Annotated in this window: 14 protein-coding genes and 1 pseudogene; 3 read left to right on the top strand and 12 right to left on the bottom strand. The window is 73.4% G+C overall.

Going from position 1 to position 16,639, the window contains the following annotated elements:
* Entirely contained in the window at positions 1 to 1,092 is a 1,092-nt protein-coding gene (locus tag SSQG_RS32035) for an enolase C-terminal domain-like protein (RefSeq protein ID WP_003994109.1), read from the top strand.
* Positions 1,093 to 1,558: 466 nt separating this feature from the next.
* On the opposite strand, the gene SSQG_RS32030 is transcribed toward SSQG_RS32035, so the two are convergent.
* Positions 1,559 to 2,014 carry a phage holin family protein gene (locus tag SSQG_RS32030; RefSeq protein WP_039934095.1) on the bottom strand — a complete coding sequence of 152 codons (456 nt, stop codon included), beginning with the start codon at positions 2,012 to 2,014 and terminating at the stop codon, positions 1,559 to 1,561.
* Between the two features lie 48 nt (positions 2,015 to 2,062).
* On the opposite strand from SSQG_RS32030, the gene SSQG_RS32025 reads away from it, so the two are divergent.
* Positions 2,063 to 2,410 (top strand): VOC family protein, encoded by a 348-nt coding sequence (locus tag SSQG_RS32025; protein WP_003994108.1) that lies wholly within the window; start codon positions 2,063 to 2,065, stop codon positions 2,408 to 2,410.
* An 18-nt stretch (positions 2,411 to 2,428) separates the two neighbouring features.
* On the opposite strand, the gene SSQG_RS32020 is transcribed toward SSQG_RS32025, so the two are convergent.
* The 8 genes from SSQG_RS32020 to SSQG_RS43185 all read right to left on the bottom strand — a co-directional run bounded on the left by SSQG_RS32020 (position 2,429) and on the right by SSQG_RS43185 (position 11,665).
* A complete protein-coding gene (locus SSQG_RS32020; RefSeq protein ID WP_003994106.1) occupies positions 2,429 to 2,989 on the bottom strand; it encodes a GNAT family N-acetyltransferase in 561 nt (186 codons plus the stop codon).
* 41 nt (positions 2,990 to 3,030) lie between these two features.
* Positions 3,031 to 4,833 carry a CocE/NonD family hydrolase gene (locus SSQG_RS32015; protein ID WP_003994105.1) on the bottom strand — a complete coding sequence of 601 codons (1,803 nt, stop codon included), beginning with the start codon at positions 4,831 to 4,833 and terminating at the stop codon, positions 3,031 to 3,033.
* Positions 4,834 to 4,966: 133 nt separating this feature from the next.
* Entirely contained in the window at positions 4,967 to 5,899 is a 933-nt protein-coding gene (locus SSQG_RS32010; protein ID WP_003994104.1) for a S66 peptidase family protein, read from the bottom strand.
* Positions 5,896 to 7,905, bottom strand: a complete 2,010-nt coding sequence (locus tag SSQG_RS32005; protein ID WP_003994103.1) for a prolyl oligopeptidase family serine peptidase — start codon at positions 7,903 to 7,905, stop codon at positions 5,896 to 5,898. Before SSQG_RS32005 ends, SSQG_RS32010 begins: the two co-directional genes overlap by 4 nt.
* Positions 7,906 to 7,921: 16 nt before the next feature.
* Complete coding sequence (locus SSQG_RS32000) at positions 7,922 to 9,235, bottom strand: M20/M25/M40 family metallo-hydrolase (RefSeq protein ID WP_003994102.1); 1,314 nt, start codon at positions 9,233 to 9,235, stop codon at positions 7,922 to 7,924.
* Positions 9,228 to 10,061, bottom strand: coding sequence for a M55 family metallopeptidase (locus SSQG_RS31995; protein WP_003994101.1), 834 nt, complete (start codon positions 10,059 to 10,061; stop codon positions 9,228 to 9,230). Before SSQG_RS31995 ends, SSQG_RS32000 begins: the two co-directional genes overlap by 8 nt.
* A gap of 74 nt (positions 10,062 to 10,135) precedes the next feature.
* Positions 10,136 to 11,212 carry an SGNH/GDSL hydrolase family protein gene (locus SSQG_RS31990; protein WP_003994100.1) on the bottom strand — a complete coding sequence of 359 codons (1,077 nt, stop codon included), beginning with the start codon at positions 11,210 to 11,212 and terminating at the stop codon, positions 10,136 to 10,138.
* Positions 11,213 to 11,320: 108 nt separating this feature from the next.
* Complete coding sequence (locus SSQG_RS43185) at positions 11,321 to 11,665, bottom strand: hypothetical protein (RefSeq protein WP_039934092.1); 345 nt, start codon at positions 11,663 to 11,665, stop codon at positions 11,321 to 11,323.
* Between SSQG_RS43185 and SSQG_RS43180 the strand changes: the two are divergent.
* A pseudogene (locus SSQG_RS43180) lies at positions 11,658 to 11,711 on the top strand (helix-turn-helix domain-containing protein); the annotation flags it as partial. The gene SSQG_RS43185 and the pseudogene SSQG_RS43180 sit on opposite strands and share 8 nt — an antisense overlap.
* Before the next feature lie 108 nt (positions 11,712 to 11,819).
* Here SSQG_RS43180 and SSQG_RS31980 read toward each other — a convergent pair.
* The 3 genes from SSQG_RS31980 to SSQG_RS31970 all read right to left on the bottom strand — a co-directional run.
* Entirely contained in the window at positions 11,820 to 12,545 is a 726-nt protein-coding gene (locus tag SSQG_RS31980) for a class I SAM-dependent methyltransferase (RefSeq protein ID WP_003994098.1), read from the bottom strand.
* Between the two features lie 124 nt (positions 12,546 to 12,669).
* Positions 12,670 to 15,120 (bottom strand): SpoIIE family protein phosphatase, encoded by a 2,451-nt coding sequence (locus SSQG_RS31975; protein ID WP_003994097.1) that lies wholly within the window; start codon positions 15,118 to 15,120, stop codon positions 12,670 to 12,672.
* Positions 15,121 to 15,264: 144 nt separating this feature from the next.
* On the bottom strand, positions 15,265 to 16,639 hold a 1,375-nt coding region (locus tag SSQG_RS31970; RefSeq protein ID WP_003994096.1), incomplete at its 5' end, for an MFS transporter.

Genomic DNA, 16,639 nt, shown 5'->3' with positions numbered 1-16,639 from the left:
ATGGAACTCCACCGGCCCGCCGTCTCCGTGTACACCGTGCCGACCGACGCTCCCGAGGCGGACGGCACACTGGCCTGGGACACCACGACCGTGGTGATCTGCGAGGTGTCGGCGGGCGACGCGACCGGGACGGGCTGGACGTACGGTCCGGCGGCGGTCGGTGACTTCCTCGGCGCCGCCCTCGCCCCGCTGGTCGAAGGCATGGGCGCCCTGGACATCCCCGCCGTGCACGACGCGATGTGCCGCTCAGTGCGCAACGCGGGCCGCCCGGGCATCGCGGCCTGCGCGATCTCCGCTCTGGACATCGCCCTGTGGGACCTCAAGGCACGGCTCCTCGAACTGCCCCTGGCCCGGCTGCTGGGGGCGCGGACCGAGCGGGTCCCGGTGTACGGCAGCGGGGGCTTCACGACGTACCACGACACGCATCTGGCCGCGCAGCTGAACGGCTGGGTGCACGGCCAGCACATCCCACGCGTGAAGATCAAGATCGGTGAGAGCTGGGGCCGCGAGGTCACCCGCGACCTGCACCGCGTCCGGTCCGCCCGCCATGTCATCGGTGAGGAGGCCGAGTTGTACGTCGACGCCAACGGCGCCTACACCCGCAAACAGGCGGTACGTGTCGGCCATGCGCTGGCCGAGCACGGGGTGGGCTGGTTCGAGGAGCCGGTCTCCTCGGACGACCTGACGGGCCTCAGAATGGTCCGGGACGCGGTGGTGAGCGACGTGACGGCCGGGGAGTACGGCTTCGACCTGCCCTACTTCGCCCGGATGGTCTCGGCCGGCGCGGTCGACTGCCTCCAAGTGGACGCGACGCGCTGCGGCGGCCTGACCGAGTTCCTGCGCGCGGCGGCGCTGGCCCACGCCCACGGCCTGGAGGTCTCCGCGCACTGCGCCCCGCACGCCCACGCGGCGGCGGCCGCCACGATCCCCAACCTCCGGCACATCGAGTGGTTCCACGACCACGTCCGCATCGAGGACATGTTCTTCGACGGCGCCCTGGACCCCACGGGCGGCACGATCCGCCCGACACAGGGCGCAGGCCACGGACTGACCCTGCGCACCCAGGAGATCGCGGCCTACCGGATCGCCTAGGAGCGTCCCACAGCAGCGCCCCACAGGGGCGCGGGGAACTGCGCGACCAGCCACAACGACACCGCAGCCGCACGACGGCACATCGCGGCACTTCCAGTCGGCACAAACTGGCCTGGGGGCCGGGCCGCGGCCACGCCCATCCACCCCCGGTTCCGCGACACCCACTGCTGCGAACTACCGCCCACCGCCTCCTCGTCGAACCGCCCGTGCGCGCCGAAGTCGACGCCGTGCCGACCGTCCGCGGGCGCCCACAGGTTCGCCGGCCCGTCGTGCGCTCCCGCCTCCGGCCTGGTGTACGTCGTCCGCCGCGGCGGCCACGCCCTTGCGCCCCCGGGCCAGCAGGGCGACCTTGTCACCCCCGGGCGGCGAAGGCCCGGGCCGTGGCCCGTCCCACGCCGCCGCCGGCTCCGGTCTCCACGATGACGCGGCCGTGCTCGTGCCGTGTTCCTGTCCTGCCCACCTCGTATCACGCCGTGCGGCGGGGTACTTCGGGGGCGTCCGAGGGCAGCGGGGGCACGGTGCCCGGGGCGGGCCCTCCGGCGGCTCCGCCGACCGGCCCGGCGGCGGGCGGGGCCGGCGGTACGGGCGGCACACCACCGGGCATACCGGCGCCCGAGCCGGTCCGGGAGGCGGACGGCCGGGCCGCGCCGCGCAGTACGTACGCGAGGACTCCCAGGATCACGGCGGTGATCAGCGCGGCGGCCCAGTCCGGCAGGCCGAGGGCGAGGGCCAGTCCCACGGCGAGCGCGAGGGCCGCGCCCGCGTACAGGGCGAGGGCGCCGGACGCGGCGTACAGGGCCGCCTTGCGGCGCTGCTTGCGTGTCTGCTCGCGCAGTTCGTCCCGTACGGTCTCGCGCGCCACCTGTGCCAGCTCGTCGACCAGGTGCTTGTCCAGATGCTCCAGGTGATCCAACGGCTTCATGCCCGGTCGGGTACCCTCGCCCCCTGGCGCGTAACTAGGCTCGTCGGCATGGAGATTCTGGGTACCACGCTGCGCGTCTGCGTCGACGACCTCGAGACCGCGATCCCCTTCTACGAGCGGCTGGCGGGCGGCAGAGCCCAGCGCTTCGAGCGGGGCGGCGTCCAGGTGGCGGCGATCGGCTGCTTCCTGCTGATGAGCGGCCCCCCTGCCGAACTGGAGGTGCTGCGCAAGGTCGCCGCGACGATCGCCGTGAAGGACGTCGACGACACCCACCGGGTGCTCACCGAGCTGGGCGCCCACATCGTCGCGGGGCCCATCGCGTCACCGGCGGGCCGCAATCTGATCGCCCTGCATCCGGACGGGTCGATCTACGAGTACGTGGACCGCAACCCGTGACGCCCGCCGGGGCCGGTCTCAGCGCCGCCCCGGCCCCTCGATCATCTCGGTGGTGATCGCCCAGCGTTGGTGGTCGCGCCAGGCCCCGTCGACGAAGAGCATCTTCGGCGAGAAGCCCTCCAGGCGGAACCCGCAGCCGCGGGCCAGGGCGATCGACGGGGCGTTCGCGGGCTGGACGTTGATCTCCAGCCGGTGCAGCCGCATCGGGCCGAACGCGTACCGCACGACGAGGTCGAGCCCTTCGCGCATCAGCCCGCGCCCGGCGGCGTGCGCGAAGGCGCCGTAGCCCAGCGCCCCGGACTGGAAGCCGCCCTCGACGATGTTGTTGATGTTGATGAATCCGGCGACGGCACCGTCGTCCTTCTCGCAGACCAGGAACCCGGCCTTGGACGGGTCCTCGATCAGCCGGCCCGCATACGCGGTGTACGCCGAGGCTCCCTCGGGCGGGAAGAGCCACGGGCGGTGCAGGTCCCTGCTCTCCCGGGCGCGGGCGGTGAACTCGGCACCGTCCTCGTAGGTGAAGTGGCGTACCCCCACCCGGGGGCCCTCGACGAGGTAGCGGGATGCGTTGTGCGGCACCCCGCCACAGTAACCTCGCCGCCCGTGAAAGGACGGCCCCGTCAGGAGCCGGGGACCGGCAGCCGGAGCACTCCGGTGTTCCGGGGTCCGCTGACCACGGTCACCGGTTTGACGCCCCGGTTGCCGAAGTACGCGTCGTCGCTCGCCGCGATCACGAACCGCAGCCGGTGCCCCGTGTCGTACCGGTGCACGATGCCGGGCAGCGTGACGGTGAAGCTCCTGGTCACGTCCGGTACGCGGACCGGCGCGACCAGGCGGCGCACCAGGGTGCGGGTGCCGTCGGGGGCGACGTCGTAGAGCTTGGCGAACAGGACGAGCTTGTCGGCCGCGTCGCGGGAGTTCTGTGTGCGCTCGGCCTTCGCGGAGCGCACCCTGAGGGTGGCCCGGGGCGCGCCCACGACGTCGAGGGGGCGTGCCAGGGGGGCGCTGGTCCAGTCGAGGTAGGTGCCCTCGGTGTCGCGCGGCGGGGCGGCGGGCAGTCCGAGGAGGCCGGCCAGCGAGCTCTCCGAATGGCTCGTGGGGACGGTCCAGTTGGTGTAGCTCCGGCTGCCGCGGGCCACCTTGTTCCGGTTGTCGACGAGTTTGCCGTCGCCGGAGAGGTAGAAGGTGCGGCCCTGCTCGGGGAGCCGGTCGGCGGTGGCATAGGTGCGGTCCGGGTCGGTGATCCAGTCCCGGTGGTAGGCGAAGGCCGGTCCGGTGTCGACGTCCTGCCGCCCCCGCAGATGGCGGTCGAACCAGGCGAGGACGCGCCGGCCGACGTAGCTGGTCTCCAGGTTGCCCTTTGACAGGTCGAGTTCACCGGCGGCCGGGCCGGTGGGCCCGGCGCTGTGGCCCCAGGACTGCCAGATCATCTTCACGGGTGTGCCCTGGGCCGAGAGCGTCCGGTACGTCGCCGTCGCCTCGTTGAGGTTGAAGAGGGTGTCGGCCTGCCCCTGGACCAGCAGGGTGGGCGTCCGGACGCGGCGGAGGTACGACGCCGGGGAGACGCTCCGTGCGAAGGCGAGCAGCTCGGCGGTCCGGTCGGCGGGGTAGCGGCCCGAGTTCAGTGTGTGGATGGTCCGGCAGGCCCGGGTGACGAAGTGCAGGCAGCTGAGGGAGTTGACGCGGGACGGGTCGATGTTGGGCTGGAGCAGTGGCTGGCCCTCGCCGATGAGGTAGAAGCCGTTGGTCCACTGCCATTTGAAGACGCCCGGGACGCCCGGGACGCCCCTGCCGCCGGCGGCGTTGTTGGGGGCCAGCGCGTACGCCAGGTCGTTCCAGGTGATCATGGGGACGAGCGCGTCGAGGCGGTGGTCGACGGCGGCCGTCGCCAGCTGGACGGCGCCGCCGTAGGAACCGCCGATCATGCCGACGCGCGGGTCGCCCGGGGCGTCGAGAGTGACGAAGTCGACGGTGGTGCCGTCGTCGGCGGTGCGTCTGCCGCCCAGGAAGTCGAGCAGCTGCGAGGCGGCGGCTCCGTCGATGGCCGGGTCGTCGAGGGAGATGAGGCAGCCGCTCCTGCCGAAGCCGAGCCCGGAGTAGATGAGGGAGACGTAGCCGCGCCGGGCGAAGGCCTTGCCGATGGTGTCCGTGGAGCCGTCCGACTTGCTGCCGCCGAAGCCGTTGGTGCCGAGCACGGCGGGGGCCGGGTGGGCGCGGTCCACGCCCGCGGGGCGGTACAGGTCGGCGTCGACCGTGCAGGGGCGGCCGCCGGAGCGGACGGTGAGCTTCAGCGAGGTGACGGTGTAGGCGGAGTCCGCCGCCGCCGGTGGGGTGAGTGCGAGGGGGACGGCCAGGGCGGCGCTCAGCACGAGAGCGAGCGGTGCGCGGGATCTGGGCACGCGTCGGGACACTCGGACCTCCACGGTGGGGACGACGGCATCCGGGCGAGCTGGATACCGACCAGTAGGTACTGGCCGGTAGTCATGGTGTGACACGTGTCAGGAGGCGTCAATCACCGAAACGAGGGTTCTTGACAGGATTTCAGCGGCGGCGTCCTCAGCTCAGGGCCGGTTCGTCGAACGTCAACGTGCCCGCTGCGGCGTCCAGTTCGGCCCGGGCGCCGAGCGGCAGAGTCAGCGCGCCCTCGCAGTGGCCGAACCCGAACTCCTCCACGACCGGGACACCGAGGCCGCCGAGCCGGTCGGCGAGGACCGCCCGCACTTCCTCGTACGGTCCGCACGACTCCCACGAGCCGAGCACGATTCCGGCGACCCCGTCCAGCCGGCCGGAGCGCAGGAGTTGCGTCAGGTACCGGTCGAGGCGGTACGGGCTTTCGCCCACGTCCTCGATCAGCAGCAGCCCGCCCCCGGCCCCGGCGTGCGTGTGCGGTGTGCCGAGGTCGCTCGCGAGCAGGCTCAGGCAGCCGCCCAGCGTGACGCCCCGGGCCCGGCCCGGCACCAGCACTCCACCGCCCGGGGGTACGGCGGTGACGGTCCGTACGGACTCGGGGTCGAAGAGGGTGGCCCGCAGATGATCCTGGGCCCGGGCGTTCTTCAGGAAGTCGACGCCGGCCGCCGCCGGGCCGTACAGGGTGACCAGTCCCAGGCGGGTGGCGAAGGCCTGGTGCAGAACGGTGATGTCGCTGAACCCGGCGAGCACCTTCGGCCCCGCCGCCCGCATCGCGTCCCAGTCCAGCAGGTCGACCATGCGCTGCGCCCCGTACCCGCCCCGGGCGCACAGCACCGCGGCGACGGCCGGATCGCACCAGGCGTTTTGGAGGTCGGCGGCCCGCTCGGCGTCGGTTCCCGCCAGGTAGCCCAAGGTGTCGTGCCGGCCCAGCACGTGGGGCATCACCATCGGGTCCAGGTCCCAGCCGCGCAGGACGTCGATCCCGGCCTGGAGCCGCTCCTCGGGCACGGGCCCGCTGGGCGCGACGACCGCCACACGGGCACCGGGGGCGAGTCGGGGAGGTCGCAGTAGCTGTTTCACGCGGAGATCCATGGGGAGGGCCCCAGCTCCAGGGTCGGGATGCCGGGCGGTGTCAGGCGGAACACCTGGGCGTAGAGGGACAGTTCGGCCTCCAGGGCGCGCACCATGGTCTCCGCCCGCCGGAACCCGTGCCCCTCCCCCTCGAAGGCGAGGTACGCGTGCGGCACCGGCTGGTCCCCCAGCCGGGCCAGGAACCGTTCGCACTGCACGGGCGGGCAGATCACGTCGTCCAGGCCCTGGAGCAGCAGGAACGGCACGGCGAGGCGGTCGGCGTGGGTGGCGGGCGAGCGCTCCGCGTACCGCGCGGGCACCTCGGCGAGCGGCCCGATCAGGCTCTCCAGGTACCGCGACTCGAAGTCGTGGGTCTCCCCCGTGCCCCAGCCGGTGAGGTCCAGGATGGGGTACTTGATCGTGCCGCAGGCGTAGACACCGGTCGTGGTGAGGGAGGCGGCCGCGGTCCAGCCGCCGGCGCTGCCGCCCCGGACGGCGAGGCGGTCGCGGTCGGCGGTGCCCTCGTCGGCGAGGGCCAGGGCGACGGCGGCGCAGTCCTCGACGTCCACCACGCCCCACTGCTCGCGCAGCCGCTCACGGTACGGGCGGCCGTAGCCGGTGGAGCCGCCGTAGTTCACCTCGGCGACGCCGATGCCGCGCGAGGTGAAGTAGGCGATCTCCAGGTCGAGTACGAGGGGCGCGCGGCCGGTGGGCCCGCCGTGCGCCCAGACGACGTACGGCGGCAGCTCGTCACCGGGCGCGACACAGCCGGGGTGGTGGGGCGGGTAGATGTGGGCGTGGATGTCGCGCCCGTCGGGACCGGTGAAGGTGCGGATCTGGGGCTCGGGGTAGTAGGCGGGGTCCACGGCGTCGTCGTGCCCGGCGCCGATCACCCGGGCCCGGCCGGTGCGGGCGTCCAGCTCCACGACCTCGTAGGCGCTGCGCGGGCTGGCCCCCACGGCGACGACCCTCCCCCACCCTCCGGGCGGGGGGACCCCCGTCTCGCTGCGTTCGCCGTGGGCGGCGAGGGTGGGCGCGAACTCGGTCCAGGGTCCGGCCGCGTCGACGACCTCGCCCGTCTCCGGGTCGAGTATGCCGAGGGCGGTGGCGCCCCGGCCGTGCACGACGGCGATCATTCCGCTCGCGAGCGGTGTGAACCATCGTGAGCCCAGCTTCCACAGCGCCCCGCCGAACTCCTCCTCGCGCGGGCACAGCGGCTCGTCGTCGAGGTAGAGGTTCCACCAGCCGCTGCGGTCGCTCGCGTGCAGCAGCCGGCCGTCGTGGGTCCAGTCCACCTGGGCGATGGACTCACCGGGGCCGCCGGCCACGGTCCGGGCGCCGTGCGGGGTGCCGTCGGGGCCGATGTCGGCGAGGACCAGTTCGGTGCCGTCCCAGGGCATGCGCGGATGGTCCCAGGCGAGCCAGGCGGCGCGCCGCCCGTCGGGCGAGAGCCTCGGCCCGGTGACGAACCGGTGCCGGCCGTCGGTGAGTTCGCGTACGGCGGCGCGGTCCCGGGCGGCGGAGCCGTCGAGCGGGACGGCTGCGAGGACACGGCGGACGTCGGTGGGTGCCTCGCCGGTGAACTCCTCCAGCACGCACCAGACCTCGCCCCGCTCGGGCCGCACCTGTGGCTCCGCCCAGCGCAGCCCGGCGCCCACCGGGGACACAGGCGTGAGCGGGCGCGGCCGCCCGCCCGGTTCCCAGCGGTACAGCCGCTGGTCGGCGAAGTTCACGAACACCACCAGCGGGCCGTCGTCGCCCGTGAGGGCGGCCCAGGGGTGTCCGCCGTACTCGATGACCCGGCTGCGCACGTTCCAGGGGGCGGGCAGCAGTGACTCCTCCGTGCCGTCGGCGTGCCGCCGCACCAGGGTGCGCCGGCCGCCCTCGGCGGGGCGCGGCTCGGTCCACCACACCTCGTCGCCGACGAAGCCCACCCACTCGGGGTGCCCGTCGTGCGCGGCGGCCAGGGCCGCGTCGATGGGCGAGGGCCAGGACCCGTACGCCAGCTTCCGCACCGTCTCCCCCGCTCGCCTAGGCCGTCCGCAGGAACCGGTCGAGCACCCGCACACCGAAGTGCAGCGCCTCGACGGGGACCCGCTCGTCGACGCCGTGGAACATGGCCCCGTAGTCGTAGCCCTCCGGCAGCTTCAGCGGTGTGAAGCCGTAGCCGGTGATGCCGAGGCGGGAGAACTGCTTGGCGTCCGTGCCGCCGGACATGCAGTACGGCACCACGTGCCCCTCCGGGGCGAACTCCTCGACGGCGGCCCGCATCCGGGCGAACGTCGCCGAGTCCACCGGCGACTCCAGGGCGACCTCGCGGTGGTGGTACTCCCACGCCACGTCCGGCCCGGTGAGCCGGTCGAGGGTGTCGCGGAACTCCTCCTCGCCGCCGGGCAGGTACCGGCCGTCCACATGGGCCACGGCCTCCCCGGGAATGACATTGATCTTGTAACCGGCGTCCAGCATGGTCGGGTTGGCGCTGTTGCGGACGGTCGGCTCGACGAGCCTTGCGGCCGGCCCCAGCTTCTCCAGCAGTGCGTCCACGTCGGTGACGTCGGTCTCGATGCCGTACAGCGCGGCGAGTTCGGTGAGCGCGGCACGCACAGTCGGGGTCAGCCGCAGCGGCCACTCGTGCGCGCCGATCCGCGCGACGGCGCCGGCGAGGCGGGTCACGGCGTTGTCCCGGTTCACCTTGGAGCCGTGCCCGGCGCGTCCGCGCGCGGTGAGCTTCAGCCAGGCGGTGCCGCGTTCCCCGGCCGCGATCGGGTAGATCTGCCGCCCGTTGCCGTCGTGGAAGGTGAAGGCGCCCGACTCGCTGATGCCCTCGGTGCAGCCCTCGAACAGTGCGGCGTGCTCGTCGGCGAGGAACCCGGAGCCGTCCTCGGCACTGGCCTCCTCGTCCGCGGTGAACGCGATGACGACGTCCCGCGGGGGCCGGACGCCCTGACGCGCCCAGGCGCGCACGACCGCGAGGATCATCGCGTCCATGTTCTTCATGTCGACGGCGCCGCGCCCCCAGACGACGCCGTCGCGGATCTCCCCGGAGAAGGGGTGCACGCTCCAGTCGGCGGCCGCGGCGGGCACGACGTCCAGATGGCCGTGGAGGAGCAGCGCGTCCGCCGAGGGGTCCGTGCCCTCGACGCGGGCGACGACGTTGGTGCGGCCCTTGGTGCGCTCCAGGAGCGTCGGCTCGATCCCGGCCTCGGCGAGCCGGGCGGCGGCGTACTCGGCGGCGGGCCGCTCCTGGCAGTCGCCCCCGCCCCTGTTCGTGGTGTCGATCCGGATCAGGTCGGACGTGAACGTCACGACCTCGTCCAGCGCCGACCCGTCGATCTGCTCACCCATACTGCTCCTCCACCGCGGCCGAGACGATCGTGGTGACCGCCTTGAAGGCGCGGATGCCCTCGTACATGGTCCCGCTCGTGTACGCCACCTTCCGCTCCCCGATCCGGTCCACACCCGGCACGACGGTGGCGGCCATGGCCAGGTGCTCGGCGTCGAACTCGACGGCGACGGTGAACGGACCCCCGCGCACGGGTTCGTGCCGCACCGCGAGCGAGGCGGCCTCCTTGGCCGCGGCCCGGATGTCGGCGGCCGTCCGGGCGGGCGTACGGCACACGGCCGCGTACCGCGAGACGTGGTCCTTCACCGCGACCTTCAGCGCCCCGGGCGCGTACCCGAGCGCGTCCTCGCAGGCCACGTCGTCCCCGGTGACCAGGACGACCGGCACCCCGTACTCGGCGACGACATGGGCGTTGAGCAGCCCCTCGCTCGCCCGTACGTCGTTCAGCCACACGCCCGTGATGGAGTTCGCGAGGTAGGTGTGGGCGAGGACGCCCTCCATGCCCGCGCCCGCGTGGTAGCCGACGAACGCGACACCGTCGACGTCGCCGTGCTGCACGCCCTCCACCATGGACAGCTCCTTGTGCCGCCCGGTGAGCAGCTGGGCCCGGTCGTCGAGCCGCTCCAGCAGGAGGTTGCGCATCGACCAGTGGGCCTCGTTGATGATCACCTCGTCGGCGCCGCCGTCGTGGAAGCCGAGCACGGCGGCATTGACGTCCGAGGTGAACAGCGACCGGCAGCGCTCCCACTGCGAGGCGCCGGGCACCACGTCGTCGGGCCAGGTGACACCGGTGGCGCCCTCCATGTCGGCGCTGACGAGGATTCTCATGACGGGCGGCCCCGGACGGAGATCTTCATGGTTCGTCACGTTACGCGCTGCGGGCGGAACCGGCTACGAGGTGCTCACCAACGGATCGGCAGGTCGCGCAGGAACGCGGTGAGCCGGTCGGCGAGGAGGCGGTGGTCGTGGGCCGAGTAGTGCCAGTGGCAGCCCGTGTGATCGAAGCCGGTGTCGTCGAGGGGCCAGTAGCGGACCCGGCGGTCCCCCGCCCCGGTGAGTTCCCCGACCACCTGCTGGACGTGACCCGCGAAGGGTCCGGCGCCGACGGCCACGAGGGTGGTTCCGGGCCCGTAGCGCGCACGGAGCTTGTGGAGGAAGCCGCCGTACGCGCTCCGGTAGGCGGCGGCGAGGCTCTCGTCCGTCCACGGCTCGCCCGGGCCCACGGGGGTCGAGAAGTCGTTCGTGCCGAGGTGGACCACCACGAGCCGCGGCCGCCAGGTACCCGGGTTCTGCCAGACGTCGCCCGGGACGTTCAGCAGCGCGCGGTCGTAGAAGGTGCGGTAGGTGACGTCCGGTGAGCCGCCGTTGTAGTTGCGCACCATGCCGAGGCCCGAGTAGGCGTTGATCTGGTAGTCGGCGCCCAGCTCGCGCGCGGTGAGGGCGCCGTAGCTGACGTCGGCGTCGGTGGTGCGCTTCAGCTGTTCGCCGTCGCAGTCGCGGGAGGTCGAGAGGTTGCCGTAGCCGACGGTGAGCGAATCTCCGACGAACTCGATCTGGCGGCCGCGTGCGGCCGGCCTGGCGAGCACGGCGCCGCCGGGCGCGGCGACGAAGCCGCCGAACGCGCTGGTGCTCCAGGGGGTGTCGTTGCGCTTGACGAGCCGGACGGTGTGCACGCCGTCCCGCAGGCCGTCGACCCAGTGGGTGGTCCTGCCCGGCGTGACCAGGGTGGCGACGGTGCTTCCGTCGACCTGGACGTCGTAGTCGGCGGCCGGGTCGTCGAGCACGACGCCCACGCCGGTGCCCCGGATCCGGCCCTCGAAGTACACGCCGGGCCAGCTGTACTGGAGCACGTCCCCGGCGTCCTTGACCCGCCCGGCGGTGTGCACGCTCGCCGCCGGCCCGTGCCCGCCCGGCGCCGCGGCGGTGGCGACCGCGGACGGGGCGGTCAGCACCAGGGCCGCGGCCGACGCGACCAGCATCCGTAACCAGGGCAACGGCATGACTGTCCTCCGGGGGACGAGGCAGGTGCACGGACGGTGAAGAGTGACCGTACTCCGACAAACCCACGCTCACCAGGCCGCGTCGCGTCACCTCCGGAGCCGGTCGAAGCGGATGGAGGGGCAGCCGGTGTCCGAGGAGCCGAGAAGGCCCGGCGAGCGCACGCCCGCGGCGACGACGACCGCCTGCCAGGACGCATGCGACGCGCTGCGGCTGGGCTCCCGGGTGGACGGCGGCTCGACCGTCCACGCGATCGGTGATCTGCGGGTCCACCAGCTCCTGGCGGCGGTGAGCCAGTCCGCCCGCACCCGTCTGCTCGACCTGACCGCCGCGCGGTTGCGGGACCAGCCGGACTGGCCGGCGCCGCGCGACACGATCACCGCGTGGTGCGAGAGCGGCTTCAACCTCGTCCGGGCGTCCGCGGCGCTGCACATCCACCGCAACACCGTCGTCTACCGCATGAACAAGATCGAGCAGCTCTCGGGCCGTCCGCTGCGCGAGCACCGGACGGCCATGGCCCTGTACCTGGCGTGTCTGGCCGACCGGCCGGGCGGCACGGACCACGGACCGGCCCGCACCGGCCGGGTCTCAGACCGTGCGCCCCGCCAGCAGCCACCGCGAAGGCAGCTCGACACGCACCCCGTCGGGGCGGTACTCCGTGGTCGCGAGGGGCAGTTCGCCGCTCGCCAGGACGGCGAGTCCGGCCGAGCGCAGGAACTCCGGCACGGCGTCGTCGGAGACCTCGCCGGGGGCGATGCCGTGCCGGAAGACGGGCGCGAGCTTGGGCGGCGGACCGTCGGGTCCGCTCGCCAGTCCCGTCAGCACCGGCTTGGCGGCGTCCGAGAGCTCCACGAGGAAGGCCCGGCCCCGTTCGCCCACCAGGGTGGCGATCCCGTCCACGAGCGACTGCCGGTCCTCGGACTCGCACTGGTGCAGGACGCCCCGCATGTACACGTTGCTGTCACCGAGCTCCGCGTGCAGGGCCTGTGCCTCGCTCTTCTCGGCGGCGTCCAGCTGCCGGTAGACGGCCTGGCCCGCCGGGTCGGCCCGCCGTGCGTGGTCCAGGGCCGCGGCCGACAGGTCGACGCCCATGACGCGCGGGAAGCGGTCGGCGAGGAAGCGGGTCTGGGTGCCGTTGCCGCAGCCGAGGTCCACCAGCGGCAGCGCGGGATCGGCCAGACGTGGTTCGAACAGGGCGAGGTGCGGTCCGGCCGTCAGGGCCGGTTCCGCGTCCCAGAACACCGCCCCGGGTTCGGCGGACGCCGCACGCCAGAACCCCTCCCAGGCCTCCCGGTACCGATTCGTCACGCTCATGCCCAACTCCCCAGGGTGCGAACGAATCCCGCCATGCGACGGGCGAGTACGGTGTACCGCGCCCTGGTCACCGCCACAAGAACGTGGCGTGATCCTTCACTTGGCGTTCGATCCCCGGTGTTCTTCAGCGGCGTGGGAGGGTCAGCTCGAACCAGACGGTCTTGCCCGCTCTGGTCCGGCTGGTGCCCCACTCCCGGGACAGGGTGCTGACGACCCTCAGTCCGCGTCCGACGTCGTCGAGCGGGCCCGTGTCGAGCAGCGTCGGCAGCTCGTGGTCGTCGTCGTCCACCTCGCACAGCAGGGTGTCGCCGCGGACGAGGCGCAGTTCGACGGGGCGGGCGTGGGAGTGCCGCAGGGCGTTGGTGACCAGTTCGCTGACCATGAGCTCGGCGGGCGGGACCAGCTTCGCCAGGCCCCAGCCGTGGAGTTGTTCGCGCACCGCGGCGCGGGCCCGGGCGGCTTCGGCCGGATCGAGGGCGAGCCGCCACGCGGCGACGTCGTCCGGCTCGATGCCGTTCAGGCGGGCCATCAGCAGGGCCACGTCGTCCTTGCGGCCGCCGCTCGTGTTGAGGGCACGGATGATGGTGTCGCAGGCGTCGTCCATGGACGCTGCCGGATGGGCGGCCGACTCGCAGAGCGTCGCGAGGCCTACGCCGATGTCCTCGCCGCGCATCTCGACCAGCCCGTCGGTGCACATCACCAGCCGGTCGCCGGGCTCCACCCGCACCCGCACCGCTTCGAAGGGCACCCCGCCGACGCCGACGGGCGCGCCCGTGGGCAGGTCGAGCAGTTCGCTGCGGCCGTTCTCGGCACGGACGAGGACGGGCGGGATGTGACCCGCGTTGGCCAGGCGCAGTTCACTCGCGATCGGGTCGTAGACGGCGTACAGGCAGGTCGCGAGGTAGGTGTCGCCGAGGCGCTGGGCGAGGTCGTCGAGGTTGCGCAGCAGCTGGGCGGGCGGCAGGTCGAGTCCGGCCATGGTGTGCACGGCCGTCCGCAACTGGCCCATCTTGGCGGCCGAGTTCAGCCCGTGGCCCATGACGTCGCCGACGACGAACGCGGTGCGGCCGCCGGGCAGCTTCACCGCGTCGAACCAGTCGCCGCCGACCCGTCCGAGGAGCGTGCCCGGCAGATAGCGGGTGGCGATGTCGCAGCCCGCCATGCGCGACGGGATGTGCGGCAGCATGCTGTCCTGGAGCGTCTCGGCGACGTTCTCCTGGAACGTGTACATGCGCGCGTTGTCGAGCACGAGGCCCGCGCGGGCGGCGAGTTCGGCGCCGGTGACCCGGTCCATGTCGTTGAAGACGGGCCGCTCCGGGTGCCGCAGCAGGATCATGAACCCCAGGACGACGTTGCGCGCCTTCAGGGGCACGACGAGCATCGAGCGGCCGGTGATGAGCGGCCGGATGTCGCGCTTGTCGAACTGCGCGGCGATGGCGTGGCCCATCTCCTCGCTGATGCGCGGCACCAGGACGGGTTCGCCGGTGGTCATGCACTGGAAGAACGGCGTGTGCGCCGGGAACGGCATGGCCTCGCCGACGGGTACGACGTCGTCCCAGCGGCCGGGCTCGTCGGTGTGCTCGAGGGCGACCCGGTGCCACATGGTCGTGGTGTCGGGCACGCCTTCCCGGAACCCCTCACCGGCGACGACCTGTTCGCGCAGGTAGGTGCCGGCGACGTCGGTGAAGCGGGGCACGACGGCCTTGCTGACCTCGATGATCGTGCGCGACAGGTCGAGGGAGGTGCCGATGCGGCCGCTGACCTCGTTGAGGAACTCCAGGCGCTCGCGGACGGCGGCGTACTCCAGGTCCTCGCCCTCGTCGCGCAGCTCCTCCGGCAGGGGCTCGCCGGCCGCCAGGGCCTGGGCGGCCCGTTCGCGGCGGGCCCTGCGCTCGGCGCGCCGGGCCACCCCCCAGTCGGGGGTGACGGGCACCCGGTCGTTCTGGCTGAACTCCAGGACGGGGTAACCGAGTTCGAGTACCTGCGCGACGATGCGGGCACTCTCGCCGACGCTCATGCTGGGCAGGATCTCGGGCAGCCGGCGGGCGAGGTCCTCCGCCCCGGGGAAGTCGGTGTGCAGGGCGAAGCCGGGAGCGATCCGCTCGACCGGCCCGTCGCCGGTGCCGCCGGCGCGCAGCCCGTCCGCGTCGGCGGCCAGCACGAGCAGCCGCTCGCGGCCGGGGCCGACCAGGGGGTAGGCCCACCACAGGACGTCGGCCCGGTCGCGTCCGGCCGCGGTGAGCCGGGCGCGGCCCGCGGCGGGGTAGGACAGCCCTTTGTCGAGGGAGGATTCGAGGTCGGGGCCGAGCCCGTCGTAGTCCGCGTACGGGGTGGTGTCCTGTTCCTCGGGGAGCGCACCGGAGACGGGGAGCAGGTCGAGCGCCGCGCGACCGATCGCCTCCTCCCTGGGAAGGCCGAACAGGCGCCGGGCGCCCCGGCTCCAGTGGGACACGAGGCCTTCGCGGTCGACGACGACCACGGCCAGGGGGACACGGCCGGGCTCGGTCGCCTCCGCCTCCGTGCCGTCTCCGGCCGCGGGGCCGGGAGTTGTGTCCCTGTCGGTGCCACGGTCCATGGTCCAGGCCCTCTCTCCCCACGGATCCGCGAGATCTGTGCCGCCGTCACCACCGTACGGTGACGGCCGGTTGCCATGTGCGGCAATGCGGGAATTGCTCGCGCGGGGTGCGCACCGGCGTGCGACCCCGCGCGCCGGTGCGGTTCAGTCCGCGTGTCCCAGCTGGAGGTCCCGCTCGGTGCGTCCGCCTCCGGCCACCTGGAGGACGGTGGCGACGGGCGGGTAGCCGGCGGCGATGACGGTGTACTCGCCGGAGGACAGGTCGACGAACCGGAAGGTGCCGTCGGGGCCGGTGGTGAGGGTGTCGACGACGTTGCCCGCCACGTCCAGCAGGGTCACCCGCGCGTCCTCCACGGGCCGGCCGCCGCCGGCCCGGACGGTGCCGCGCAGCACGGCGCCGCCGGCCAGCTCGATGTCCCGGCGGGTCTCGCGGGCGGCCTGGACGGTGACGGGGAGCGCGGCCGGGCGGAAGGCGGGCGCGCTGGCGGCGAGGGTGTACTCGCCGGCCACCAGCTCGGTGATGATGTAGCCGCCCTCGCGGCCGCTTCGGGTGGTGGCGACGACCTCGCCGTGCACGTTGGTGAGCGTGACGGTGGCGTCCCGCACGGGTGTGCCGTCGGCGGTGACGACGCTGCCGACGAGGTTTCCGGCGCCGCCCAGGACGATGTCCAGTTCGACGGGGCGTTCGCCGACGGTCACGGAGACCGCCTGCGGCTGGTGGCCGCCCGCGGCGGCGATCAGCACGTAGGCCCCCGGGCCCGGGGTGGCCAGGGCGTAGCGTCCGTCCTCGCCGCTCGCGACGCGCCCGGTCTGCTGTCCGGTGATGTCGATGAGGGTGAGCGCCGCGCGGGGCACGACGGTGCCGTCGTGGTGCTGCACCGAGCCGCAGACGGGGACGCCGGCGGCGTGGGGCGCGCGGGCCCGCGGGATCGGGGCGTTCCCCGGCGCCGTGTCCGGGTCGGTGACGGAGGCGATGTGGGACACCAGGGGTTTCTCCTTGAGGAAGAGGGCGATGACCAGTCCGAGGACCAGCACCGGCACCAGGTAGAGGAAGATCCGCGGCATGGCGTCGGCGTACGCCCGGACGTAGCCGTCGCGCACGGCCGGGGGCAGGGTGTGCACGAGCTGCGGGGTGATGGACTCCGGGTCGGGGAACCGGGTGCCCGCGCGCGGGGGGAGCCGGCGGGTCAGGGCGTCGCCGAGCCGGTCGGCGAAGAGGGTGCCGAAGACGGCGGCCCCGACGCTGCCGCCGATCTGGCGGAAGTAGTTGTTGGCACTGGTGGCGGCGCCGAGGTCGGCGGGGCGCACCGAGTTCTGCACGGCGAGGATCAGGACCGGCATCACCATGCCGAAGCCGGCGCCGAGGACGGCCATCCAGATGCTGTAGTGCAGCCGCGGTGTGCCGACCTCGAGGCGGGACAGCAGCCACATGCCGGTGACGGAGAGGGCGCCGCCGAGGATCGGGTAGGCCTTGTAGCGGCCGCTGTGGCTGATGAGCTGTCCGACGATGATCGAGGCG

Origin of the sequence: Streptomyces viridochromogenes DSM 40736, assembly GCF_000158955.1 — a bacterium.
Taxonomy (GTDB): domain Bacteria; phylum Actinomycetota; class Actinomycetes; order Streptomycetales; family Streptomycetaceae; genus Streptomyces; species Streptomyces venetus.
Note: the sequence above shows the minus strand (reverse complement) of the source record. Positions and strands in the feature narration are given on the sequence as shown.

Coding starts and splice junctions, on each gene's coding strand:
- SSQG_RS32035 (WP_003994109.1), top strand. CDS start 1: ATGGAACTCCACCGGCCCGCCGTCTCCGTGTACACCGTGCCGACCGAC.
- SSQG_RS32030 (WP_039934095.1), bottom strand. CDS start 2,014: ATGAAGCCGTTGGATCACCTGGAGCATCTGGACAAGCACCTGGTCGAC.
- SSQG_RS32025 (WP_003994108.1), top strand. CDS start 2,063: ATGGAGATTCTGGGTACCACGCTGCGCGTCTGCGTCGACGACCTCGAG.
- SSQG_RS32000 (WP_003994102.1), bottom strand. CDS start 9,235: ATGGGTGAGCAGATCGACGGGTCGGCGCTGGACGAGGTCGTGACGTTC.
- SSQG_RS31995 (WP_003994101.1), bottom strand. CDS start 10,061: ATGAGAATCCTCGTCAGCGCCGACATGGAGGGCGCCACCGGTGTCACC.
- SSQG_RS31990 (WP_003994100.1), bottom strand. CDS start 11,212: ATGCTGGTCGCGTCGGCCGCGGCCCTGGTGCTGACCGCCCCGTCCGCG.
- SSQG_RS43185 (WP_039934092.1), bottom strand. CDS start 11,665: ATGTGCAGCGCCGCGGACGCCCGGACGAGGTTGAAGCCGCTCTCGCAC.
- SSQG_RS31980 (WP_003994098.1), bottom strand. CDS start 12,545: ATGAGCGTGACGAATCGGTACCGGGAGGCCTGGGAGGGGTTCTGGCGT.
- SSQG_RS31975 (WP_003994097.1), bottom strand. CDS start 15,120: ATGGACCGTGGCACCGACAGGGACACAACTCCCGGCCCCGCGGCCGGA.